Origin of the sequence: Ornithinimicrobium murale (genome assembly GCF_003352835.1) — a bacterium.
Classification (GTDB): Bacteria; Actinomycetota; Actinomycetes; order Actinomycetales; family Dermatophilaceae; genus Ornithinicoccus; species Ornithinicoccus muralis.
On sequence record NZ_QLVD01000032.1, the window covers coordinates 63,202 to 85,984 of the forward strand.

General features: G+C 64.4%; 19 protein-coding genes and 1 tRNA gene. 14 read left to right on the forward strand and 6 right to left on the reverse strand.

Features of this window, described 5'->3' with window-relative positions; genetic code table 11:
- Positions 1-113 precede the first annotated feature (113 nt).
- Positions 114-374: a hypothetical protein gene (locus DPQ65_RS15910; protein WP_202863156.1), complete on the reverse strand. Its 261-nt coding sequence runs from the start codon at positions 372-374 to the stop codon at positions 114-116.
- A gap of 9 nt (positions 375-383) precedes the next feature.
- Complete coding sequence (locus tag DPQ65_RS16405) at positions 384-1,085, reverse strand: alpha/beta fold hydrolase (protein ID WP_337589690.1); 702 nt, start codon at positions 1,083-1,085, stop codon at positions 384-386.
- 336 nt (positions 1,086-1,421) lie between these two features.
- On the opposite strand from DPQ65_RS16405, the gene DPQ65_RS16555 reads away from it, so the two are divergent.
- Positions 1,422-1,631 carry a GNAT family N-acetyltransferase gene (locus DPQ65_RS16555; protein WP_420330099.1) on the forward strand — a complete coding sequence of 70 codons (210 nt, stop codon included), beginning with the start codon at positions 1,422-1,424 and terminating at the stop codon, positions 1,629-1,631.
- Positions 1,632-1,906: 275 nt separating this feature from the next.
- The gene (locus DPQ65_RS14420) at positions 1,907-2,437 is read left to right on the forward strand and encodes a DinB family protein (RefSeq protein WP_162802268.1); all 531 of its coding nucleotides are present in this window, start codon (positions 1,907-1,909) and stop codon (positions 2,435-2,437) included.
- A gap of 58 nt (positions 2,438-2,495) precedes the next feature.
- On the opposite strand, the gene DPQ65_RS14425 is transcribed toward DPQ65_RS14420, so the two are convergent.
- On the reverse strand, positions 2,496-3,038 hold the full coding sequence (locus DPQ65_RS14425) for a GNAT family N-acetyltransferase (RefSeq protein WP_114908050.1): 543 nt from the start codon (positions 3,036-3,038) through the stop codon (positions 2,496-2,498).
- A 261-nt stretch (positions 3,039-3,299) separates the two neighbouring features.
- Here DPQ65_RS14425 and DPQ65_RS14430 point away from each other — a divergent pair, with 261 nt between their 5' ends.
- The 5 genes from DPQ65_RS14430 to DPQ65_RS14450 all read left to right on the forward strand — a co-directional run bounded on the left by DPQ65_RS14430 (position 3,300) and on the right by DPQ65_RS14450 (position 8,384).
- A complete protein-coding gene (locus DPQ65_RS14430) occupies positions 3,300-3,752 on the forward strand; it encodes a hypothetical protein (RefSeq protein WP_114908051.1) in 453 nt (150 codons plus the stop codon).
- Positions 3,753-4,551: 799 nt separating this feature from the next.
- Entirely contained in the window at positions 4,552-5,067 is a 516-nt protein-coding gene (locus DPQ65_RS14435) for a SigE family RNA polymerase sigma factor (RefSeq protein ID WP_114908052.1), read from the forward strand.
- Entirely contained in the window at positions 5,057-5,785 is a 729-nt protein-coding gene (locus tag DPQ65_RS14440; protein WP_114908053.1) for a hypothetical protein, read from the forward strand. The genes DPQ65_RS14435 and DPQ65_RS14440 overlap by 11 nt, the downstream gene beginning before the upstream one ends.
- A gap of 344 nt (positions 5,786-6,129) precedes the next feature.
- Positions 6,130-7,377 (forward strand): hypothetical protein, encoded by a 1,248-nt coding sequence (locus tag DPQ65_RS14445; RefSeq protein WP_162802269.1) that lies wholly within the window; start codon positions 6,130-6,132, stop codon positions 7,375-7,377.
- Between the two features lie 170 nt (positions 7,378-7,547).
- Positions 7,548-8,384 carry a DUF2268 domain-containing putative Zn-dependent protease gene (locus DPQ65_RS14450; protein WP_162802270.1) on the forward strand — a complete coding sequence of 279 codons (837 nt, stop codon included), beginning with the start codon at positions 7,548-7,550 and terminating at the stop codon, positions 8,382-8,384.
- A gap of 143 nt (positions 8,385-8,527) precedes the next feature.
- Here DPQ65_RS14450 and DPQ65_RS14455 read toward each other — a convergent pair whose 3' ends face one another.
- The gene (locus DPQ65_RS14455) at positions 8,528-9,004 is read right to left on the reverse strand and encodes a GNAT family N-acetyltransferase (protein WP_162802271.1); all 477 of its coding nucleotides are present in this window, start codon (positions 9,002-9,004) and stop codon (positions 8,528-8,530) included.
- A gap of 408 nt (positions 9,005-9,412) precedes the next feature.
- Here DPQ65_RS14455 and DPQ65_RS15795 point away from each other — a divergent pair.
- The 6 genes from DPQ65_RS15795 to DPQ65_RS14480 all read left to right on the forward strand — a co-directional run bounded on the left by DPQ65_RS15795 (position 9,413) and on the right by DPQ65_RS14480 (position 17,323).
- Positions 9,413-9,499 (forward strand) — tRNA-OTHER (locus DPQ65_RS15795).
- Positions 9,500-9,656: 157 nt separating this feature from the next.
- The gene (locus DPQ65_RS14460) at positions 9,657-10,664 is read left to right on the forward strand and encodes a sulfite exporter TauE/SafE family protein (protein WP_238146881.1); all 1,008 of its coding nucleotides are present in this window, start codon (positions 9,657-9,659) and stop codon (positions 10,662-10,664) included.
- Positions 10,665-10,761: 97 nt separating this feature from the next.
- A complete protein-coding gene (locus DPQ65_RS14465) occupies positions 10,762-15,018 on the forward strand; it encodes a PKD domain-containing protein (RefSeq protein WP_162802272.1) in 4,257 nt (1,418 codons plus the stop codon).
- Positions 15,019-15,428: 410 nt separating this feature from the next.
- Positions 15,429-15,773 (forward strand): hypothetical protein, encoded by a 345-nt coding sequence (locus DPQ65_RS14470; protein WP_162802273.1) that lies wholly within the window; start codon positions 15,429-15,431, stop codon positions 15,771-15,773.
- A complete protein-coding gene (locus tag DPQ65_RS14475) occupies positions 15,773-16,732 on the forward strand; it encodes a glycosyltransferase family 2 protein (RefSeq protein ID WP_114908060.1) in 960 nt (319 codons plus the stop codon). Before DPQ65_RS14470 ends, DPQ65_RS14475 begins: the two co-directional genes overlap by 1 nt.
- Positions 16,733-16,753: 21 nt before the next feature.
- Positions 16,754-17,323 (forward strand): acyltransferase, encoded by a 570-nt coding sequence (locus DPQ65_RS14480; RefSeq protein WP_114908061.1) that lies wholly within the window; start codon positions 16,754-16,756, stop codon positions 17,321-17,323.
- On the opposite strand, the gene DPQ65_RS14485 is transcribed toward DPQ65_RS14480, so the two are convergent.
- On the reverse strand, positions 17,283-18,845 hold the full coding sequence (locus tag DPQ65_RS14485; RefSeq protein WP_162802274.1) for an MATE family efflux transporter: 1,563 nt from the start codon (positions 18,843-18,845) through the stop codon (positions 17,283-17,285). The two genes, DPQ65_RS14480 and DPQ65_RS14485, sit on opposite strands and share 41 nt — an antisense overlap.
- A 1,194-nt stretch (positions 18,846-20,039) precedes the next feature.
- The gene (locus tag DPQ65_RS14495; protein ID WP_114908064.1) at positions 20,040-21,605 is read right to left on the reverse strand and encodes a Wzz/FepE/Etk N-terminal domain-containing protein; all 1,566 of its coding nucleotides are present in this window, start codon (positions 21,603-21,605) and stop codon (positions 20,040-20,042) included.
- A 59-nt stretch (positions 21,606-21,664) separates the two neighbouring features.
- Here DPQ65_RS14495 and DPQ65_RS14500 point away from each other — a divergent pair, with 59 nt between their 5' ends.
- Positions 21,665-22,783, forward strand: coding sequence for a sulfotransferase (locus DPQ65_RS14500; RefSeq protein ID WP_114908065.1), 1,119 nt, complete (start codon positions 21,665-21,667; stop codon positions 22,781-22,783).

The following is a 22,783-nucleotide window of genomic DNA, read 5'->3' on the forward strand; positions in this document are numbered from 1 at the left end:
GCTGCCGCTGCCCACCTACGACCACGCCATCGCCCTCACCGCCGTAGACCCGCTGTCGTACAGCGGCGACCCAACGGCCGGATCTGTCGAATTGAGTCCGTTCTGCAACCGGTTCAGCGCAGCAACTCGCATGCAGTGCTGCAGGTCGCACGCCAAAGCTCGGGATCAGTGGCCCAGAAGTCGTGAGGCACGTCGGCCACCACATCGAACGCCCCTCCAGGGACCAGCAGGGCGAGTTGTTGCAGTGGCCAGTTCGGCCGGATGTCGCCACCGGCCGCGATGAAACGCATAGGGACCGTGCTGTCGGCAAGGGTTCGCCACAGCATGGGTTCATGGATCCAGTCCTTGAAGGATCCCCAGAGTGCGGCGTGCACCTCGGGGACCTAGTCGATGTCGATCTTCGGCCCGTTCTTCTTCCCTGCCTCGTAGGCTGCGGACCATTCGCGATCGCGGTGCAGCCCGTGACCGGCTACGCCGACCACGCCCCTAACCCGGTCAGGATGATCAAGGGCGTAGCGCACGGCGAGATCTGAACCCAAGGAATGCCCCAGCACGATCCATGCCTCGATGTCGAGGGCCCGGCGCACAGCCTCCAGGTCCGCGATCGCACGCGTCATGCCGTGGGGACCGCCGACTGAGCGCGACACTCCCCTCGGGTCTGGAAACCAGCATCGGAAGCCAACCGGTGCCAGCGCCTCGTCCGCGAGGTAGTGCACGCAACCAGGGCCACCCGACAGGACGACCACATCAGGTCCAGCGCCGCACGTCTCCACGTGGAGTTGTGCCCCGTCATCGGTGGCGACGCTCCGAGAGTCCACGACCGGCATTCTGGCATGGGCGACGAGCGCCTCTGCCGCGCTCCCGGCGAACGCCCGACCGTGCCGCCTCGGGCGAACGCCAGCGCCCGGTCTTACGCTGCCTGCATGCCTGACGTCCGTGCCCTTCAATGTGCCGAGGGCGAGAGTGCGCTGCAACGTGTGCTCCACCGAGGGCTTGGTAGGGCCTGGGCGGATGACGGGGATTACGGCTGGTCCCCACAGGGGGCTCCGCATCGCTTCCTCCTCGGCGCTGTGACGTTGACGCATGAGGCTCCGCGCCGTGCGCTGTCCGAGGTGCAGGGCACGGTGTGCGATTCTTTCCGCGACTTTGATGCGTATGACATGCCGGGCCGTCGGGGCGATGAGTCAAACCCGTGGATGCACCGAGCCCCGGCAGCGTTGAATGCTCAGCCACTCCCGGTCGGGGTCGCGATCCGGCCAGTCACCGCCGATTCTCACGTTGCTGCCTGGGAACGAGTGGTGTTCGAATCAAACGGTGGCCCGCCCAGCCGCCCGGGAGAACTTCATCCTGCAGGTTCTCAGCGTCAGCCGGGCCTATCGCTGCTCCTCGCAGACTTCCGTGGGCGCTCGGTCGGCGCTGCTCTGGGTCTGGTGACCGGCTCCTGTGTCGTTGTCAGCGCCGTCGCGGTCCTACCCGAGTTCCGTGGAGCCGGACTGGGCATTGCGTTGACCCAGCGAGTTCTTGCCCTTGCCCCGGGCCTGCCAGCGACGCTGAGCAGCAGCGAGATCGGCCACGGGGTCTACCGCAGGCTCGGTTTCGTCGACGTAGGTCGACCGATTCACTGGGCGTGACCGACATAGACCACAGCGAGTTCCACGCGCCGCACACCGGGTGACGGCCAGCCTTGGGCGTCGGACTCGACAACCCGAGACCGCAGAACTCACGGCGACACCTGAAGCATCCCGTACTGCCGCCGACAGTGAACCGCCTACTTTGCACGACCAACCGCGGCGGACACGATCGAGGCTTGCATCGTGGGTCCGTGCAAAGTAGCCAGACTGGAAGGACCGAGTGTCGGTGGCGCGGGATCTCAGTGCGGACGGGTCCTCCCGCATACGGTTGAGGGGTGACGACGATCGTTGATCCCGCTGACCGCGCCCAGACACCAATGGTGGCCGATGAGAAGTTGATGCTATTGGGGATGCTGGCCTTCCAGCGGGACACGCTTCGTTGGAAGTGCTCAGGATTGACCCCTTCGCAGCTTGCGTACCAGCACGCGCCCAGCGAGCTGTCGCTCGGCGGACTGCTCAAGCACTTGGCCGTGGTAGAGGCCGCCTGGGTGAATCTGACGTTCGCCGGCGGGATCGAGTCACCCAGCTGGAAGAGCCAGCACGAGGGAGAGAGCGAGGGGTGGACTTTCAGGACTGCCGGAGCAGACTCACCAGAGCGGTTGTTCACCTGGCTCGACGAGTCCCAACGTGTCACCGAGTTGGTGGTGTCGAAGGCCTCGACTCTGGATGCCCTGTCCCAGGACACGCCCTACGACGAACCATGCTCCCTGCGGTGGATCCTGCTTCACCTGGTCCAGGAGTACGGGCGGCACCTAGGACACGCCGATCTGATCCGCGAAGCGATCGACGGGACCGTCGGCATCTAGAGAAGAGCCGAGCGGTCGAGATGCAGGAAGGATTGCCCGGCAAGGGGCGCAATAGGGATCAAGCGATCGGGAGCCGGCTGTACATGAACATGTCCCTGCGCTCGGTTCCTACGCGCTGCCACGAGCGAAGGAGCCCTTCGCGCTCGAAGCCGCACGCCCCGGCCGCACGCCAGGAACCCTCGTTCCACGGCTCGACGTAGAGCTCCAAACGCTCTACCTCGCCCAGCGACAGCGCCCAGTCCGAGAGCAAGTGCAGCGCAGCACGCACAAGACCGCGCCGACGAAACTGGGGTGACACCCAATAGCCGGTGCTGGCCCGACCGTCGTCGATGTTGGCCAACCAAAGGCCGATCTGGCCGACTGGCTGACCATGGTCGTTCTCGGCGATGGCGAACGAGTAGCCCGATCCGCTGCGGATCCGATCGTGCTGCCGAGCGATGTAGGCGGCGGCGTCCTCAGTCGTCCCAGAGGCGGGCACGGTGGTGATGAGCGGAATCAAGGGATCGTCCGCAACGGACTGCACGAGGGCTACGTCAGTGTCGAGGAAGGGGCGCAAGGTGACTCGGTCACCGGTCAGCGTGGGCATCACGTCGGGCAGCATCCGCTCATTCGAGCAGTCCAGAGAGCCCTCGAGCAACTACGTTCTCTTGGTCGGCGGCCTCGCCTGTCCCTCCCTCGTTGCCAGAGCATTGGCGTGACGGCGAGGTGAGCGCCCCTCCTGTCGAGATGCCGCGAACTTTGCATAACTGCCATCCGTATGTCGCATAACTGCAACTTGCTCACACAGTAAGAAGACCTTTGCAGCGCTACTGCTAACGGACGCGGTGGTGCTGACGGTGATGGGTGGGCCAGACTGTCCCCCATGCGTCCGAAGCATCTTCCCCGTCTCTTGATGCCTGCCGGGCTCGTGATGATGGCGGCCGCGAGTTTGTGGGCGCCCCCTCAACCGGAACTGTTCGTGACCGGCGCCTGCCAGATCGCGCCGTGTGGCATGTTGGAGGATCCGGCACGTTGGCAGGCCGCGTGGTGGCTGTGGACGGCCGGTGTGATCGCTCTGGTTGCTGGGACAGTGCTCGTGGTTCGACCACTTCCCTCACTGCGTCCCCTGAGCGTCGCGTTGGTAGTCCTCTCTGTCCCCGTGTGGGTGGCCTTCACCGGCATCGTCGCCGTCCTGGTTGCACTTTTCACCTCGGTGCACGGAGCGGCCACCGTGGCTGCCGTTCTCCTTCTGGCGCCTGCTCTGGCCCTGTTCGCTGGCGCGGTCAAACGCCATCGGGCCAAGTCTGTTTGGCTGGCCGCACGCTCCGCGTCTTGACGAGCCGGCGGCCCTGCTGAGCGGCCAGGGGCGCAACCGATGGACAGGAAGGCTGCGTGGCTGGGTCCGCCTTCACGGCATTCGAGCCGCTTCATCCGGCTCTTGCCGCTCGCCGGGTCGACGCCTCACTCCGGTGCCTGCAGGTGCGCAAGGGCCGGGATGAGCGTCGAAGACTCAGTCAGTGATGGGCGCGGGAGAGCAGTAGAGAAGGGCAACACGGGTCTTGCACGACCCCACGAAAGTGGGATGATCATGCAAGGTAGCCGGCACGCGACCGTGCAACCTTGGCTGCATCTCGACACTCGCGAGTTGTCGAGATTTGTCGAGATGCAGCCAATCTTGCGCAGCGGCACCTGCCATGTAACATCCCTTCACGTTATGTAAAAAACAACACTGTGTTATGTTTTCGAGCTGGTCGGTTGCCGTCGAGATGTCGAGATGTCGAGATGCAGCGAACTTGCCACAACGTCCACTTCTATGTGGCATAGGCGTTGGTCGATGCGACGTCGTCGCGCGTGGCGGTCCGATCGAAGCGAGGGGCAGATCCTCGCCGGTGCGCTGCGCAAGGCTCGCTGTTTCACCCTCATGCCGATGAGCGGACACTGTCATCGGGGATATGTAGGTGATCCGGTCACGCCGAGAGCCGGAAGTTGGCGGGAAGGCTTGCTCGAGTCTGATGGACGTGGTGTCGCCTTCCGCGTCCCGGCAGTTTCGAGTTCATGGATGCAACCTTTTCGGGGCAGCCTGCGTAGGAGGGGCGTAGGACGATGATGTTCACGATCCGACTAGGGAGGTCCGGGTGCCGAGCAAGGCCAGGCGGGATGCGGAGTTCTCGGACTTCGTCCATCAGGCGTCCCCTGAGTTGCTTCGTATCGCGTGGTATCTGACCGGGGACGCGCATCGGGCCAATGACCTGGTGCAGGCCTCGCTGGTCAAGACATACCTGACCTGGTCCCGGATCACGCCGGGCAGTGCCATCGGCTACGTCCGCCGCGTCATGGTCAACGAGAACATCGACCAGTGGCGCCGACACGGCGCCGAGGTGCTCGTTGACGAGGTGACCGACTTCGACCGGCAGACCCCGAGTGATGACATCGGCAGGTTCGCCGAGACTCAGGCGTTGGTGACCGCGCTGCGGCACCTTCCCCCACAGCAACGACGTGTCGTGGTCCTGCGCTACTACTGCGACCTGTCCGAGCAACAGGTCGCCCACGAGCTGGGCATCGGCCGCGGGGCCGTGAAGAGCAACGCCTCCCGCGGTCTAGCCGCCCTGCGCCACCACATCGCAGAACAGGAACTCGCTCATGAACACTGACCAGGAACAACGACTCGCCAACGCGCTGCACACCGCGCGGCAGCATCCGGACCTGGCGGTCGACCTGACAGCCGTGCTGACCACCGCGCACCGGGCCCGTCGACGTCGACGCCTGGGAGAGGCACTGGTGGCCACGACCGGCATCGTAGGGGTCGCCGCGGCGGGCCTCTGGGTGGTGGATGTCCTTCCCGGACCGGCATCGGACCTCACCCCGGCCGGTGTCTCAGTCCCGGCAGCGGAAGAGACCTACGGGGTGGAGGACGGCCCGGACACGGGCATGAGTGAAGCGAGCACGGCGATCCAGCGGGCCGGTCAAGCCGCCCAAGAGCGTCAGTACGACTGCATGGAGTCCCGAGGGGTCCCGATCGAGCGGTTCGCAGACGGTTCTGCACAGATCGGCCCGGTTGCCGGAGACAGCCCGGGCGGAGTGGACCAGACCCATCGTCAGATGCGCTTGTGCAGCGCTCAGGCTGGTTTCCCGGAGGTGGAGCCTCTGGGCACGGAGCAGATTTCGCAGTTGTATGCGCTGAACCTCGACGCCGCCCAGTGCCTGCATGGCCACGGGTACGACCCGGCCCCGGCGGTCTCCGAGACTGAGTTCACCAAGACGTACGACGCCGCCCTGACGGAACCGGAGACCCTGCGGTGGACGCCGTACCAGACCATCGATGACCCGGCCGCCGTGGAGTTGTGCCCCGAGCCCAGCCTGCAGGACTAGAAGCCACTAGCGGCTGGGGCATCGTCTCTATCTGTCGGCCACCACGACGGGCCGGACGCTCAATTCAGGTCGCATTCGGCCTCGGCCTCTGCTGCGTCGTCGTGGTGGCGGTGCTGACTCCGCGCAACTCGTGGTTCGTCTTCGACCGTCCAGTTGTCCTGATCTCAGCGGCGGTGACCCTGGCGGTTCTCCTGGTGGCCAGGCGGGGCGGAAGCTTCCCGGCTGCTCACTGGTCCCAGTCCTATCCGCGTGGTGCTGTGGCTGCGGGCACAGCGGTTGGGATGGTCCTGAGCGGGATATACGCAGCCTCAGCCACCATCTCCTTCGGTTGGGATGCCGGCGCGGTGACACAGGCCGCTGTGATGGTGCATACCGGGGACACGCTCAGCGCCCACCTGCTTGACTACTTCGCCCGGTTCCCCAACAACGTCCCACTCCTGTTCCTAGAGGTGACTGCCATCCGGGCCGGCGCACTGCTTGGTCTGTCTGCAGTGACCACTCTGGTCCTCCTCCAGGTCCTCCTCGTCGGCCTGCTCCTCGCCTGTCTCGGCTCGACCGTGCTGCTGCTGGGCCACCCGAGACGCATCCTGCCAGTGCAGGCGGTCGGTGCGGTGCTGATCGGGCTCTCGCCCCAAGTCGCTGTCCCCTACACCGACATTCCCGGCGCTGCCTGTGTCGCTGTCGCGGTGACCACGATGACGTGCGCCTCCCTGGCAGCCTCGCCGGGGCGGCGCATGATGTGGGCAGCCGCCACGACGGTAGCCCTGACGGTCGGGATGATCCTCAAGCCCTATATCGCCGTCGCGCTCATCGCTGTCGCCCTCATGCTCCTGATCGTGATGATGACGGCCCGTTCCTGGCGGCTGGCCCGCAAAGTCGTACTCGCACTCGGGCTGGGTGCCGTCCTCGTCACCGCGACGCTCACCGGCATCAACCTGGCATCCCAGCACGCGACCGGCTTGACCAGTGAACGGCTCCAGGACGTGCGCCATCCGTTTCCCGTCGAGCTCTGGCTGGCTTCTGGCACCTACGACTCACAAGAGTCGTCGCCGGTGCGCCGTTACGGCGCCTACAACCAACAACTCATCGAGGCCACGGCCGCACTCTCCGAACCGCAGCGGCAACAGGACATGCTCCGGGAACGAGTCCGGGATCAGATCACCAGCCGCAGCGTCAGGGACAACCTCGTCTTCTTCTCCCAGAAGGTTGCCTGGGTCTGGGGTGATGGCACCTTCTGGGCATCCGGCGAGGGTTCCGACAGTCGCCAAGAGCCGACCCACAACAAAGCGCTCCTGAATGAACTGTCAACCTGGACGGTCGCCTCCGGCGAGCACTACGGGACCAAGGCGAGCATTACCCAAGGCATCTGGCTCGCCCTACTCGCCATCACCGGTATGCGCCTGCTGGTCATGCCCTACCACTGGCTCGTCACCACCTGGTCCCTCACCCTCATCGGACTCACCGGCTACCTCACCCTCTTCGAAGCCCGACCCCGCTACCTGGTTGCCCTGCTCCCAGTCCTCCTAGCCATCACAGCAGCGACACAAGACCACACAACGCCCCCAGGCGACCGATTCAGTCGCCCAACTTGACATCCTCTTCTGCCGCTGTGGGCGCGTAGCGTCCGACCACGCCGCCAGCGGTGAGTGGGGCGGTTCCATGTGTTCATCCCTCCCTCCCGGACGGCCGGAGGCGCGGCGGGCACCGGCGGTATTCGGCGTGACCTGCCTAGGCTGCCCGCATGCTGAATGTCACGAGCACCGTGCCCGCCTACGTGCACCTGAGGAATCTGGGTCCGGCAGAGCGCGTAAAGGCCTGGGTGAGCCAGTACGAAGCGGCTCATGCTGACATCTTCGAGACCTACTACTCCGGATATGGGCACCGCAGTGGCCGAGAAGCGGCCGCAGCGCTGGTCCCCGACCTCGCCCCTGGCGTCGTCGAGCGTGAATCACGCGTGTTCAAGGCTCTGAACGCTGCCGCCGAGGACTTCGTGGCTCGCGGCCTGATGCGTGCCGAACAAAGCCTCGACGTAGTGCTCATGGTCGGGACTGGTCACTCCGACGCGTGGGTAAAGATCATTCACGGAACTCCCGTGCTGTTCGTGGCGCTGGAGATGCTGCCGGATCCCGAGCGGGACGCACTCCTTGTGCTCCACGAGCTCATCCACGTGGTGCATGTCCGCGCGCTTCTTCCCCTCCTCGTGACCCAACCCGCCTTGGAGGACCATGTCGGCATGCGCGTCTGGCTCGAAGGCCTCGCGGTAGCGGCCACCCGACAGCTACGACCTGGACACCCAGACATCGCATACTTGTTTGTCCCTGATAGGCGGTGGGTGCAGGAGTGCCAAGCAGCGCTCCCCACTCTCGCTGCGACGCTCGTTCCCAACCTCACCAGGGCCGATGCTGCCATCGCATACTCACTGTGCGGTGTGACCGACGAGCATCCGTGGCCGAGCAGGGCCGGGTACTGGGTTGGTGATCAAGTGGTGCACGAGCTACTCGCCGCGGGTCACGACCTGCCTAGCCTCATCTCGTGGGGGCCGGACCGAGTCGCGCAGGCCTTCCGCGAGAGCAGGATCCTCTCGCCCTACCCAAGCTGATTCGCGCAACCTCGTCCACGCCAAACATGACCTCATCTGCCGCGTGGATGACGGCTACGCTAGTCCGACTTTGCCGCCGATGGCTCATGGTGGTGTCTGAGGCGGCGAATCTGCGACGTGCCGAGTTGTTCCTTGGCGTAGCTCTACGGCGCGAGAGCGACGTACATGTCGAAGTTCGGCACTTTCTGCCCCCGAATCCAGTTGTCTTCATTCTCGTGATCCACGATGAAGCCGAGCCGCTCGAAAGCTGGGCGGGCCGCCCTACTCGCGTGCGTTCGCACCTCGTTGAGCCCACGGCGTTGCGCTTCCTTGAGGACTGCTTCGACCAGCAGTCGCCCCACGCCCCGACGTCCGAACTCCGGGTGGACAAAGAGCATGTCCAGTAGCCCGTCCGCCGTGAGATCACTGAAGCCTGCGACTTCACCGTCGACGTCGGCCACGACAGTCCAGGCCTGAGTGCGCCTGGCGTTCCACCCCTGAGCATCCATCACGCCCGGAGCCCACGCCTTCATCTGCTCCTCGCTGTAGTACGAGGCAGCGGTGCGATGGATTGCTTCATGGAAGGCTCGCCACGTTGCCTCAGCATCCCCCGGGCGGTAGCCACGGATCGTGATGTTCACCCTGGGACCGTACTGGAGCCGTCGCTGCGTCCGCACATGCCGCTGGTCGCTCAACATTTGGATCTGCCTGGATAGCGCGCCGCAGTCCCTAACGTGAGTCAAGCCAGGTGACCTATTGGACCGGCCCTGGCCGACCTCGCCGCACCCGGCCCGGGTGAACAGCACCGGGGGATTCCCGGGCAGGTGAGGTGAGGCCCTCTGAAGCTTCGCCTACCCACGTACCGGTGGTCGTCGCTTCCTGATGCCCCGTGAAGGTCAACCAGTGACAGTTGGTTGGCCTCGGCTCAAAAACGTCCAACTACTCTGTTGATTCATCGGTCTGGGGGACTGGGGGCGACTGGGCCCGCCTGGGGCAGTCGTCGGGCGGGAAGAGGATTTGACCTGCTAGCATGTGGTGAAAGTTGACGTCGCCTGTAGGCGTGCCGGGGCGGCGTCTGGCTCCCGGGCTGAGATCTACGGATCAGAAGGTTGCAGGTTCGAATCCTGCCGGGCGCGCTTCTGTGTTGAGACAGACCAAAAGCAAGACGCCCCCGGGATGCCGGGGGCGTCTTGTGGTTTGCGGCAGATTGACTCGACTTTACTCTTCCCTTGCCTGCCCGTGAACTGGCAGACTGCACCGGGTGATCTGTCCTCAAAGAGTGCCGGTGGGCCCGTGGACCTGCTGACCCAGGATGCGATCGCGCTGCTTGCTGTCAGCTTCGCCGTAGGGATCGTGGTGGGGCTGACCGGCATGGGTGGCGGGGCACTCATGACGCCGGCTCTCATCTTCCTCGGGATCCCGCCCACGGCAGCCGTGGCCAACGACCTGGTGGCAGCGGCTGTGAACAAATCGGTGGGGGCCGCCGTGCACTGGAAGCACGGCTCGCCCAATGTCAGGCTCGCGCTGCTGCTGATTGTCGGATCGGTGCCCTTCGCCTTTGCCGGAGCCTTCATCATCGATCGAGTTGGAGCGGGCGAGAGTCAGCAGCAGTTTGTGAAGCTAGCCATTGGCATCGCCCTGCTGCTCACAGCGGTGACCTTCATCTCGCGGGTCTACTTCGAGTTGCGTGGCTCGCGACCGCCCGGCACCGACCCCAACCCCAGACTGCGGCCGGTGGCGACACTGCTGGTGGGCATGCTTGGCGGACTGCTCGTGGGGATCACCAGCGTCGGTGCGGGGTCCTTGATCATGGTGAGTTTGCTGCTGCTGTATCCGACTCTCACTGCGGTGCGGCTGGTCGGGACAGACCTGCTCCAGGCGATCCCGCTTGTCGTCGCAGCCGCGGTGAGCCACGTGATCGTCACTGGTGTCACCTGGTCGATCCTGATCCCCCTCGTGATCGGCGGCGTTCCCGGCACCTATCTGGGTGCCCGCCTGGCGAGCTGGGTCCCTCCCGGCGTCATCCGCAGGGGCATCGCGATCGTGCTGAGCCTGACTGGCCTGGCGATGGTGGGCGTGCCGCCGGTCGCGGTTGGACTGATCGGTGGAGGGATGTTGGTTCTGGGGCCGGTCGCGTGGGGTGCTGTGCGGAGGATACATGGCAAGCCCGCCTTCTACGGGGGTGTGCTCGGAAAGCACGAGTGGCCCTTGCGGCCCAAGGCTCCAGGGGGCGGGCCCAGCGGCGAGAGTGGAGGCGCCAGTAAGCAACAACTCTCGAATCAGTCAAGGCCAAGTAAATAAAAAGTCTACTGTAGGTCTAGCGGAATCGCGTCAGGAGCGGCATACTCGCCACTGTCGACCCACTCAGGGTCGGTCTCCGCGCTCGAGGGAGAGCCAGATGTCCGCTATGTTCCGTATGCCACGTGTTCTGCTGGTTGCCGTGACCGCACTGGCGACAGCTGTCGGATTGGGGCTCCCGGCCTCGGCCGCTCCACCACCGACTGTCACCACGACCGGGATCACACCCAGGGCCGAGACCGTCGGGGCCCAGCATGCTGGAGTGGTCTCGGCAGTCCCCGTGGCGTGGACACCGCAAGTCCTGGACGGCAAGGTTCTGGCCATCGCCCAGGCCGGCGACACCATGGTGGCGGGCGGTTCATTCACTAGCGTGTCGCAGACCTGGGGTGGAACTACGCAGGACCGACAGCGGATCTTTGCCTTCGACGCCACGGAGGGGTCCATACGCAGTGGTTTCAACCCGAGCATTCCCAGCGGTCGGGTGAACGCGATCATTCCTGGTCCTACGAGCGGGACGGTCTACGTCGGCGGAACGTTCCCAGGTATCAACGGGGAGAGCGGGAAGGTGTTCCTGCTCAACGTGAGCAATGGATCCATCGTGTCCTCTTTCGCGGCGCCCGCCATGAACGGGCAGGTCAGGGACCTGGCACTGTCGGGAGACACCCTGTATGTCGGGGGGTTGTTCCGGGAGGTCGGTGGGGAGGAGCACGGAGGGCTCGTCGCCCTCAACGCGGCGTCGGGGGCGCGGCTCGACTTTTTGAGTGTGCAACTCACCGAAAACCACAACTGGACGGAGGGGTCAGACGGTGCCCGAGCGGGCGTTGGTGCGATGTCAGTGGCGGTCGATCCGGCAGGGACAACCCTGGCGGTCATTGGGAACTTCCGGAAGGCGGACGGTCTGGACCGTCGGCAGATGACCTTGATCGACCTCACCGGGCCCACAGCGGAGGTTCGCCCCGACTGGCGTACGAGGAGGTACGAACCTGGCTGCTACTCGTGGGCCTTCGACACCTACATGCGTGATCTGGCTGCGTCTCCCGACGGAGAGTACTTCGCGGTGGGGACAACCGGTGGCGGCAACCCCGGAACCTTGTGCGACACAGTTGCGCGGTGGGATGTGGATGACTCCGGAGACGATGTCCAACCGACCTGGGTCGATGAGAGTGGTGGAGACTCCATCCTTGGGGTCACAACGAGCGGGACCGCTGTCTACGCTGGTGGTCATCAGCGCTGGGGCAACAACATGAACGGCCGTGACTTCCCGGCGATTGGATCTGTCCCGAGGCCAGGCCTCACAGGGCTGGACGGGGCCAGCGGCGTTCCTCTCTCGTGGAACCCGGCACGACACCCGCGAGGCGTCGGCGCGGAGGCATTTACCTCCACAGAGGCGGGGTTGTGGATGGGTAGCGACACTCTGTGGGTGGGCAAGTTCGACTACCGGCGTGCGCGCTTGGCGTTCTTCCCCACCGACGGTGGCTACGACCTGGGATCTGGGAACACCGGCGAGTTGCCGAGCAACGTGTACTACATCGGCCTGCCACCCCTCGTCCAGGAAGACGTGCTCTTCCGGGTGAATGCGGCTGGGCCCGAGTTGCCAGCACTTGACCAGGGACCGGCCTGGGCCGGGGACGAGGCAGCGGACAGCCCATGGCGAAACAGCGGCAGCAACGCCGCGACCTGGACACCTGTGCCGAGTGTGACCTCCGACGTTCCTCCTACGACTCCTGCCGCGCTCTTTGACTCTGAGCGCTGGGACCCTGGCATCCGCCTTGATGGTGGGGAGATGTCCTGGTCGTTCCCCGTCCCCAGCGGCGAGGAGATCACCGTGCGGCTGTACCTGGCCAACCGCTACTCAGGGACGAGTCAACCTGGTCAGCGCGTGTTCGATGTGGTCCTCGATGGCACGACAGTGCTGGACGACTACGACATCGCTGCCGATGTCGGGCACGACACGGGTACGGTCCAGGAGTTCGACATCACGTCGGACGGAGCCGTGGACATCCAGTTCCTGCACGAGGTCGAGAATCCCCTCATTGACGGGATAGAGATCGTGATGCAGTCCGACGAGCCAGCACCAGAGCCCGAGGACCCTGGTCTCCAGCACGTGTGGTTCACAGGCGGCGCGGTGGACATTTCCCCGGGCCAAGCCCCGCCGAACGACATCGACTGGTCCACTGTGCGCGGAGCCGAGATGATCGACGGTGAGCTGTTCTACGTCACCGACGATCGCCAGTTCTGGCGGCGCACGTTCGACGGTGAGACTTTCGGCCCGGCTACGGCGATAGATCCCTACAACGACCCGTACTGGGCTGACTACCCAACAGGTTCGGGGAGTTCTACCTATGGTGGCGTCCAGCCGAGTTTCTACGGCCAGATCCCCACGGTGCGGGGCCTAGCCTATCAGGACCACCAGTTGTACTACACCCGCGCCGGGTCTAGCTCGCTGTTTGCTCGAGGGTTCCTCGCGGACAGTGGGATTCTGCGGGAGACGACCCGCACGGTTCCGGGATTCGACCAGGCCAACGTTGGTGAGCTGTTCTTCGACCCTGCCGGAGGATATCTCTACTTCAGCAACTCGGTGACGGGGAACCTCTCGCGCATCTCGTGGGCTGACGGGGAACCGCAAGGTGCGGCAAGCGCCGTCAGTGGACCAGCAATTGACGGCATGGACTGGCGCACTGCAGCGCTCTTCCTAGCTGCGGGGCCACCCCCTTCGGGATCCAACGAGGAACCAACGGCGAGCATCATCAGTGATTGCACCGGGCTGGTGTGCTCATTCGACGGTTCTGCCTCCAGCGATACCGACGGAACGGTCGAGTCCTACAGCTGGGACTTCGGGGACGGGGCGACGACTACCGGGCCCGTGGTCAGCCACGAGTACACCGAGGTCGGTGAGTTCACCGTGACCTTAGCCGTGACCGATGACGACGGTGCCACCGGTGCCACATCACAGGTCGTGTCCGTGCAGACGGAGAATGTCGCACCGTTGGCAGTAGTGAACACCTCATGCGATGAGCTGACCTGCTTCTTCGACGGCTCAGGGTCGAGTGACAGTGACGGGACGATCACGTCCTACGAGTGGGACTTCGGCGACGGTGCGTCGGGAAGTGGCGTCACGTCGGAGCACGAGTACGCACAGTCCGGCACATTCAGCGTCGCACTGACCGTGACCGATAACGATTCTGCGACCCACACGGCGACGCAGGAACTGGTGGTGGAGGCCGGCAATGTCGCTCCCGACGCGGCGATGGATGTGTCGTGTGCTCAGTTGGTGTGTGAGTTCGATGGGTCGTTGTCGTCGGATAGTGACGGGACCGTTGAGTCCTACAGTTGGGACTTTGGTGACGGTTCGACCGCAACCGGTCCACTCGTGAGCCACGAGTTCGCTGAGGCTGGTTCGCAGACAGTGTCTCTGACTGTGATCGACAATGACGGTGCCACCGACACAGTGAGCGAGACCCTTCAGGTGGTCGTCGGCAATGAGGCGCCGGTTGCGGCGATGGATGTGTCGTGTGCTCAGTTGTTGTGTGAGTTCGATGGGTCGTTGTCGTCCGATGGTGATGGGTCTGTTGAGTCCTATAGTTGGGACTTTGGTGACGGTGGGACGGCTGTCGGAGCCGTGGTTAGTCATGAGTTCGCCGCGTCTGGTGAGTTCACTGTGGCGTTGACTGTGGTGGACGATGCCGGTGCCTCTGACACGGCTAGCACGCAGGTCATGGTTAATGACGAGGTGTCCCCGGGTGAGCCGGAGGTAGTGGCCGTGGCTGCTACTCAGGGCCATGCGACTGGGGTGTCGCTTCAGCTCCCGGATGGGATTGAGGCCGGTGATGCCATCTTGGCTTTCCTGACGGCCAGTGATGACGAGGCGGTGGCGACCAGTGGTGTGGTGCCGTGGGTGATGGAGGAGGAGACCGTCCTGTCTCCGATGTCGACCAGGTTGTTCTCGCGTGTGGCCGACGGGAGCGAGTCGGGTCAGGCTGTCACTTTCACCGGGTCGAGTGTGACCAAGTGGGACTTGACGGTTGTGGTTTATCGGGGTGCGGCGGGTGAGGCCGTCGAGGTGGTCGCTGTTGACGTCGTCCGCAATACCGCTACGCATGTCTCGCCGGTGGTGCAGGTCACGGGAGAGGACCGGGTGGGATTGACGTACTGGTCGGACCGTGGCGGGTCGACGACGGAGTGGATACCGCCAACGGGACCGACGGTGCTGTCCACGCAGGTCGGGACTGGTGGTGGTCGGGTGAGTTCGTTGTTGGTGGCGGAGTCGGCCCCGATCGGTCCGTATGGGGGTCTGGTCGCCGAGACCAATGCTCCGACCTCACGGGCCATGTCCATGACCGCCATCATCAGAGCCTGAGAGGACGTCGGACTATGAATGACCACGCGAAACAGGGCACCACATTCCGAGCGCTACCCGTGCACCTAGCAGTAGCGGGCGTGATGGTCCTCGGCGCGCTAACGGCGTGTAGTGACGTTCCTGCGACTGGTGGTGCCGCACCACACTCCGGTACTGCGGGCCCTGCTGCGACCCCTGATGCGACGCAGGTGATCGGGCCTCGCGCAACGGGTGGCCCGAAATCGACCACAAGCACCAATGAGTCCACTTCAAGCTCGTTTCCCGCGCCCAGCGCGGCCGAGGGAACGGCCACAGGCACGGACGACCAGATTGGCGAACCCATCACGGAGGAGGACATGGCGCCGGTACGCCCCACTCTGCCTGAGCCGGCGTTACCAGCCCAGGAGATCGAGGAGACCTATGGAGACGGCATGGCCCCTGCGGACGAAGTCCTCGGAACGCTTTGCAATCTGAGGCAGTCGCACGTGGAGCTGCTGAGTTCACGGATCCTTGTCGATGGTCAGATCGACGTCCAGATGCTCCGACTTGCGGCGCTATCGCTGAGCGACGACCTCGGTGTGTGGGAAGGGATTGCCTGGCAGTACGCCGACCTTGAGGACGAACTTGATGCTGCACGCTCGGTCTATGGCCACTGGGAGTATGCGATTGGTTTGACGGACGTGGATGACGTCGACGCTGCGGTGGAACAAATCGAGGAGGCCGAGTTGGTCATCGACACTCTTCCCGGTGATGAGGTTGTGGAGGTTGGCTGTTGATGCTCGACTCGCAGGAGGGATTGTTCGAGCGCGCCGATAAGCCGCCAGACGCCTGTGCGGGTGTCAGTGTCGTGATTCCGGCACATCAGCGCCCGGTGGAACTCCGGCGCGCGATCGCGGCGGTCCGCGCTCAGGAATACGCGGGCCCCCTAGAGGTCGTAGTGGTCTTCGACAAGGCGGAACCGGACGAGTCACTGACTGCTGGTGGGGAGCGTCCCGTGCGAGTTCTACGGAATGTGAGAACCCCTGGACTGGCAGGCGCGCGAAACACGGGCATCCTTGCTTCCAACAATGAGCTCGTCGCCTTTTGTGACGATGACGACTACTGGAAATCGAATAAACTGGCTCAACAGGTCGACGCCTTAGTCGCTTCACCCGGGGCGCCATTGGTGACGTCCGCCATCGAGGTCCACTACGACGGCCGTGTGACTCCGCGTCTCGCCGGAACCGACGTCGTGACGCATGACATGCTCGTCAGGTCACGGATGTCGATGTTGCATTCCTCGACGTTCCTCTTTCGGAAGTCGGCCCTAACTCAGACTGTCGGGCTCGTCAACGAGGAGATCCCAGGATCTCAGAACGAGGACTGGGATCTACTGCTTCGTTACTCCCAGGTTCACCCGGTGCTCCATGTCGACTCCCCGCTGGTGAAGGTCACGTGGGGGAAGAGCTCCTTCTTCTCGCGTAGGTGGGACACAAAGATCGAGAGCTCGATCTGGATGCTCGATCAGCACAGTGACGTGGCGCGCCACTCTCGAGGGGCAGCCCGCCTCATGGGGCAGATAGCCTTCGCCTACGCATGTTCGGGGCACCGCCGCCGGGCGTGGATGTGGGCCGCTCGCTGCCTGCGGCGCGACCCACTGCAGTGGCGGGGGGCATTAGCCGGTGCGGTGGCCGTTGTGCCTCCCTCGGGCGAGTACGCGCTGGGGTTGCTGCATCGCTTCGGACGGGGTGTTTAGCCTTGTTCGGGATGATGAGCGATGGCTGACGATGCCGTCGCACGGCGCTTGGGCGAGGCGCCCCGGATCTTTGCCGTGGCGGTGCGCGTGGTCCTCCGGCTCAATGCGTGGGCGCACCGGGTGCGATACCTACAACTGACGCTCCGAGGCGACGTCTACATCCGTGGTTGGTTGCATATCTCACACGGCACCAGCGTCGTGATCGGGGCCGGCACCCGGGTCACACGTGGTGTCCACATCAACGGGGGCGGCCGAGTGCGCATCGGGGAGGAATGTCTACCCAATGGCTGTTGGATCGGAGCTCGTTCAGAAGTTGTCATCGAGGATCAGGCTCTGATCTCAAACTGTGACATTACGGACTCCGACTTTCACAACCTCGCGCCAGAGGCAAGGCAATTGCCACCTGATGATCGTGCTACGAAACCTGTCCACGTGGGGCGGAATGTCTGGATCGGCGCCAGGGCGATCGTGCTCAAGGGCACCGTCATCGGGAGCGACAGTATGATTGGTGCTGGCGCGGTTGTGCGCGGGGTGGTCCCTTGTCGGGTCCTCATGACTGGTAACCCCGGCCGCGTGGTGCGTCACTTGTGAGCAGATCATCCCCTCTGCGTGCCCTCCGACGGTTGCGGAGCACGTTGATCAGGACTGCGAGTTGAAGGGGCCTACGGAAGGTCCCGAGGAACACGGCATACAGGATGCCAGCAACGACCATGCTGACAATGAACAAGGTTGTTCCCTCGAGTGGTGTCATCCGGAGCCCTACGGGGACAACACCGAAGGCAAGGAGACATCCGCCCATCGCATGGGTCGTGCCACGGCCGAACGGGTGGAGTCGGAACCAGTGGGCGACCTGACTCAGCGGAAGGATGTTCCCAAGGACGATCGCTGCCGCCCAGCCGATTGCCGCCCCGAGGACGCCGTGGGAAGGAATCAGGAGCAGGTCCAGGCCGAGGTTGACCGTGAAGGCGACCAGGATGTTGGTCAGGTTCCAGAACGACTTCCCGGCCATGACCAGCACCATGTTGACCATCCCGCACGCGGTCGCGAGAAGCATAGCGCTACAGAGGACGATCAGGGCCGTCAGACCAACGCTGTAACCATCGCCAAAGATCCCGAGTACTGTCTCGCCAAAGCCGATTAGGACGAGATACAGGGGCCAGGTCACCAGGATCAACCACGCCGTCGCGGCCTGGTACAGGTGCTGGGCGTCCGTGAAGTCACGACGGGCCAGGGACTCGCCGAAGAGCGGTTGCACACTGAGCGAGACGGCGCGAGCCACCATCTGTCCGAGGGCCAGGAAGCGTGTCGCGGCCCCATAGACGGCTGCCGCCTGCAGGCCCGCGAGGGCGCCGACCAAGATGATGTCCAGGCGTTGCATAGCCACCTGGGTGACTCCGGCCAGCGCCCTCGGGCCACTGAACCGCCAGAAGGCCCGTTGCGGTCGGAACGTCGGGTCTGAGACCTGGGTCTCGGCCCTGTCCCGGAGTCGCGTCCACCACCACCACCCGACTACAGCAACCGGTAGGTAGGCAGCAGACCAAGCCCAACTCACGGCGCCTGGTCCGATCGCGGTGAGCGCGACTCCGACGAGAAGCAGTTGCAACAGCGGCTTCGCCATCTGGTCGAGGATGGCCGTGGCCTGCATCGTTCCGAGCCCTCTAGTCGCCGCTAGGGCAAGGTTCAGCAAAGCCGCGCAGGGTACGAACATGGCCATGACCCGCATGTACCCGGCGAACTGCTCCTCCTCGCCGGGGCTGAGGAGGTTCCCGATGGGGTCGGCGAGGGCAAAGACACCGAGTCCGATCAGCACTGCCGCGACGAGGACCGGCAGGGCCGCGATTCGCATATAGGTCTTGGCATGTCGTAGTTCCCGCCGCGCTCGCGATCCCGAGATGAAGTAGACCAGGCCTGTGTTCGTTCCCAGCTGGCCTAAGCTGGTCGCCAGCAGAAACAGCGATGTCGCCGAAAAGAAGACGCCTGCTTCAGACTGCGACGACAGCCTGGTAACAGCGATCGTGAGGACGAAGGTGGTGATTCCGGAGACGAGGGACCCAAGGAGATTGAGGAGGCTACCCCTTGCGGCGCGATGCAGGGAGTCTCCGGAGGTGGTCACCTGACCACCTGGCCCAGGCCTGCGACTGCTTCCTTGAGGGTTGGCAGCAACCAGTTCGATAGTGGGCCACGCCTCGACCCCGCTGTTTCCTGCTCGTCGGCAAGGAATCGTTCACCCAACTCAAGGAGGTACAGAGCGAAGAGGATCCTGGCGTGTGAGGGCAGTGCGCCGTTCTCAACGACCACGTGCTGGCAGCGACGCAGGACGGCGTGCAACCCTTCGGGCGGGGATGCGCCGCGCACGCCGATCTGGTCCTGGGTCGCGAAGTGGAGGGCATCCAGACCAACGGGCACATTTGTGGCGAAGCGCTCCCAGTCCCATGCGACCGCCGTGTCCCCGTCCGTGGCCACGTTCCAGGGCGACCAGTCTCCATGGGCGGCACCGTGCAGGAGTTCGGCGCCACAGGCCACGACGCCGATTTGGTCACGGTGGCACCTGATCGCAGCCGCATCAGGGGTGTCCGCCAATGAGTCAATCCGGCTGGAGAGCCCTTGCCACCACGGAGACTCGGCGAGGGGGTGAACTTCTTGCCCTAGGGCAGCGACCAGCCCGCGAAGTGCCACCCCTCGCAAGGCAGGGTCGCCTCGGCCGCGGGACTTGGTGGGAACCGGGCGGGTGACAAGGCACGTCAGTTCCGCCCACGTTGGGACCTGCAGAACCTCGGGCACCACGAGGTGCCGCAGGGGCACGTCGCGCAGAACTTGAAGGGCCCGGGTCTCGGCGACCACTCGGGAACAGGTCAGGTCGTTCACACCCACTTTTGCGAAGGCTACCGGGGCCCCCGAGGCGGTCAGGAGACGCAGGACTGGCTTCCGGTTAGCGCGAGGGGGACCGAGGCTAATACCAGCGTGAATCTCCTGGCCTAGGTGCGAACTCAGATAATCTAGGAAGCTCTGCGCTCCCGGTGCGCCGTGGATTGTGACGGTCCATGGCGCAAGGCGCACCGCCCCCAAAGCGGCCGCTCGGGCTACTATGGCCGTGGCGGCTGCACCACGTCGGGTCGCTGGCGACCAATAACTTCGCAGCACTGAAGCCGCGACTGCGTGCGGTCGGGTCGGCACCAACAAGGTTGGATGTTGCGGACGTGGGAGCAGTGCGAAGGTCAAGCCCGCAGCATGCGGGCGTGGGCGGGTCGAAAACTCGAACTCGTATGGGGCTGGCCAGATCTGGGAAAGCAGCTCCGCAACATCAGATCTAGGGGATCCGGGCACGACTACCCTCCCTCGTCTCGCTGGTGTGAGGGGACCGCCGACGGAAACTGTGTGCTGGTTCCGGCTGCGGGTCAGTCGATGCAGGCGGAACATTGACAGCCCCAAGGGTGACGATGTTGAGCCGTGCAAACCTATCGAGTGCTGCGGTAACCTGGGCATGCGTCGTTCGGCTGCTGGTCACTGAGAGCAGTACGGAGTCCGCCGCCCCGATCGCGGCGTCGCCATCAGCGGTACCCGTGCCTGACGCGGCGATCAGGATGTAGTCGTACTCGGCGCGGAATCGGTCGACCACATTCCGCAGGGCCTGCCCGGCGTAGAGTTCTCTGGCTCCGTAGGCATCCGCTCCGCCAGCGAGGACGGCGATGCCGGATGAGGTCTGGAGGACCTCCTTCGGATCACGCCCATCCTGGACCACGTCTGAAAGGCCCGGAGACGCCGGGATCTCGAACAAGGACTCCAACTGCCGGCTCCGTGGATCGGCAGCGATCAGAAGCACTGAGAACCGTGCTTCCGACAGCACGACAGCGAGATTGGCAACGACGGCGGAGGCATGCTCATGTTCTCCTACAGCCGCGACTCCGAGGACGTGGGGGCGAGGACCGTTGGCCACGACCCCCGCCCGCAGACGGCGGTACGCCTCGTGCGTGTTCGGGTCCACGAGCTGCCCATTCTGTGTGCGAGCAATCAGGCCAGGAGTTGCCCGCCGGGGGAGCTTGGCAAAGACAGGGACTCCGCTGACCTCAAACTCGTCGTCTTCCCGGACTAGGTCGCGACGCCACTCGAGGAAGAGTGCTAGCAAGATGCCGAGTAGGAGCCCCGCGATCCCCGAGGCAATCACCACAAGGTTGGGGTTGGGGCCAACGGGACTGGTGGCAAGCTCCGCAGGGGTAATCACACTGCCAGGTTGCGTGCTCTCGACCTCGACCGCGCTGATGTCAGCATTGAGCTGCGCGAGCCGCCCGGTGAATATGTCCACAGAGTTCGAGGCGAAGGCTTCTTCTTCGGCTGTCCCATCGGCAGCGATCGCGACCTGAAGGCTCTCCTCGACGGCCTCTGCCTGGGCCCCTAGGGCTTCCAACCTTGTGCTCTGGTTGCTTCTTGTTCGGCCTTCGCGATAGGCCAGGAACGTCTCCGCGAACGCTTGGGCGCCCTCTCGGGCGCGCTCGGGGGTCGTGCTGGTGAAGGAAAAGCGGAGCATCTGAGTGCCCCCAGGCACGCTGACCTGGAGGCTCTCCTCCGCAGCTGGTGCCTCGCGGCCTATCGCGTCACTGGTCAGATCAGCAATCGTTGGGGTCGTCGCCAGGCCGCGCTCGGTCTCCATCGCGACCGTCATTCGCGTGCTGCTGACGGTCTCTTCCGGGGACAGCGGGTTTCCAGCCGACGGGTTCAGGAGCAGCACCGCACTGGCTGTGAACAGCGGCGTCGCTGTCAGCACATAGACAACGGCCAACCCGACGAACACGGCAACAACGGACACCAGTGCCGCGACGTGGTGCCGCAACGCAGTGACCAACGACGGTAGGCCCTGGGTAGCTACAGGAGTCTCCATCGACCTCCCCCTCTCGGAAGAACCGGCGCCAACCGCGCGGCGGTGCCACGTTACCGCACATGACCGCGAGGCTCTTGACCAAACCTTTAGGAAGCCTATACCTTTGCGTGAGTGAGCCGGTCGTTCGTGCGAGCCGGTCCACGCACGGGCCCGATGGCGGAGCGCGTTCAACGTCGCACGGAGGGGACGGGTTCGCAGTGGTGGAGGAGCGCAGGCCCACGGTCTTGTATCTGGCTGGTTCGGGGCGTTCGGGCAGTACCCTGCTGGAGCGCATGCTCGGGGAGATCCATGGCTTCGTCAACGTCGGAGAGTTAATTGACCTGTTCCGCCGGGTGCACAGCGGGGACGAGTTGTGCGGCTGTGGGGAGCGGTTCTCGGAATGTACATTCTGGTGTGCTGTTGGCGAACGGGCTTTTGGCGGCTGGAGCCAAGGCCTGATCGCGGAGATGGCGGACCTGCAAGCGACTGTCGCTCGGCAACGGTTCATACCGCGACACCTGGCCCCCCGGCAAGGCGCCAGTTTTTCTGCTGCGGTCCAGAGTTACGCGGACCGCTACTCCCAGCTGTACCAGGTGATTGCCGAGGTGGCTGGTGCTGAGATTGTGGTCGACGCCAGCAAGTGGCCAGCACAGGCGATGGCTCTAGCAGGGGGTTCGATAGACCTCAGGGTGATCCACGTCGTGAGAGATGTTCGTGGTGTTGCCTGGTCGATGAGCAAGCGAGATCTCGTTCGACCCCAGGCTACCCAAGGGTTGGAGGTGATGTTCAGCCGCGGCATGGTCACGACGGCAGCGGAATGGACCCTGTGTCAGGCAGAGGTTGATGCGCTCCGCTTGAAGGGGGTTCCGGTGTCAGTGATGACCTACGAGGGGATGATCCAGGATGCTCGGAGCCAGGTTAGACGTGTCCTCCATGAGTTGGATCTTTGTGTGAGTGATCAAGCGCTCTCTCACCTCGGGGAGCGTGCGGTGCTACTCGGCCCGAGTCACGGTCTGTCTGGGAACCCATCACGTTTTGCCGGTGGTATCACCCCGTTGCGCAAAGATGAGCAATGGAGAGCCCAGCTGCCCAGGCATCGTCAGATCATGCTTGGCATGTTTGGGCTCCCCCAGCGGTTTAGGCGCCAGGCTGAATCGGCCGAATGCAAGCGCGGGGAGAGGGGCTGTGATGTTGGCTGA

Bases quoted from the DNA above. Each gene is read 5' to 3' on its own strand.
- DPQ65_RS14500 (WP_114908065.1), top strand. From the start codon at position 21,665: ATGACCGCGAGGCTCTTGACCAAACCTTTAGGAAGCCTATACCTTTGC.
- DPQ65_RS14495 (WP_114908064.1), bottom strand. From the start codon at position 21,605: ATGGAGACTCCTGTAGCTACCCAGGGCCTACCGTCGTTGGTCACTGCG.
- DPQ65_RS14465 (WP_162802272.1), top strand. From the start codon at position 10,762: ATGTCCGCTATGTTCCGTATGCCACGTGTTCTGCTGGTTGCCGTGACC.
- DPQ65_RS14470 (WP_162802273.1), top strand. From the start codon at position 15,429: ATGGCCCCTGCGGACGAAGTCCTCGGAACGCTTTGCAATCTGAGGCAG.
- DPQ65_RS14425 (WP_114908050.1), bottom strand. From the start codon at position 3,038: ATGCTGCCCGACGTGATGCCCACGCTGACCGGTGACCGAGTCACCTTG.
- DPQ65_RS14440 (WP_114908053.1), top strand. From the start codon at position 5,057: ATGAACACTGACCAGGAACAACGACTCGCCAACGCGCTGCACACCGCG.
- DPQ65_RS14480 (WP_114908061.1), top strand. From the start codon at position 16,754: ATGGCTGACGATGCCGTCGCACGGCGCTTGGGCGAGGCGCCCCGGATC.
- DPQ65_RS16405 (WP_337589690.1), bottom strand. From the start codon at position 1,085: ATGCGTCAACGTCACAGCGCCGAGGAGGAAGCGATGCGGAGCCCCCTG.
- DPQ65_RS14430 (WP_114908051.1), top strand. From the start codon at position 3,300: ATGCGTCCGAAGCATCTTCCCCGTCTCTTGATGCCTGCCGGGCTCGTG.
- DPQ65_RS14475 (WP_114908060.1), top strand. From the start codon at position 15,773: ATGCTCGACTCGCAGGAGGGATTGTTCGAGCGCGCCGATAAGCCGCCA.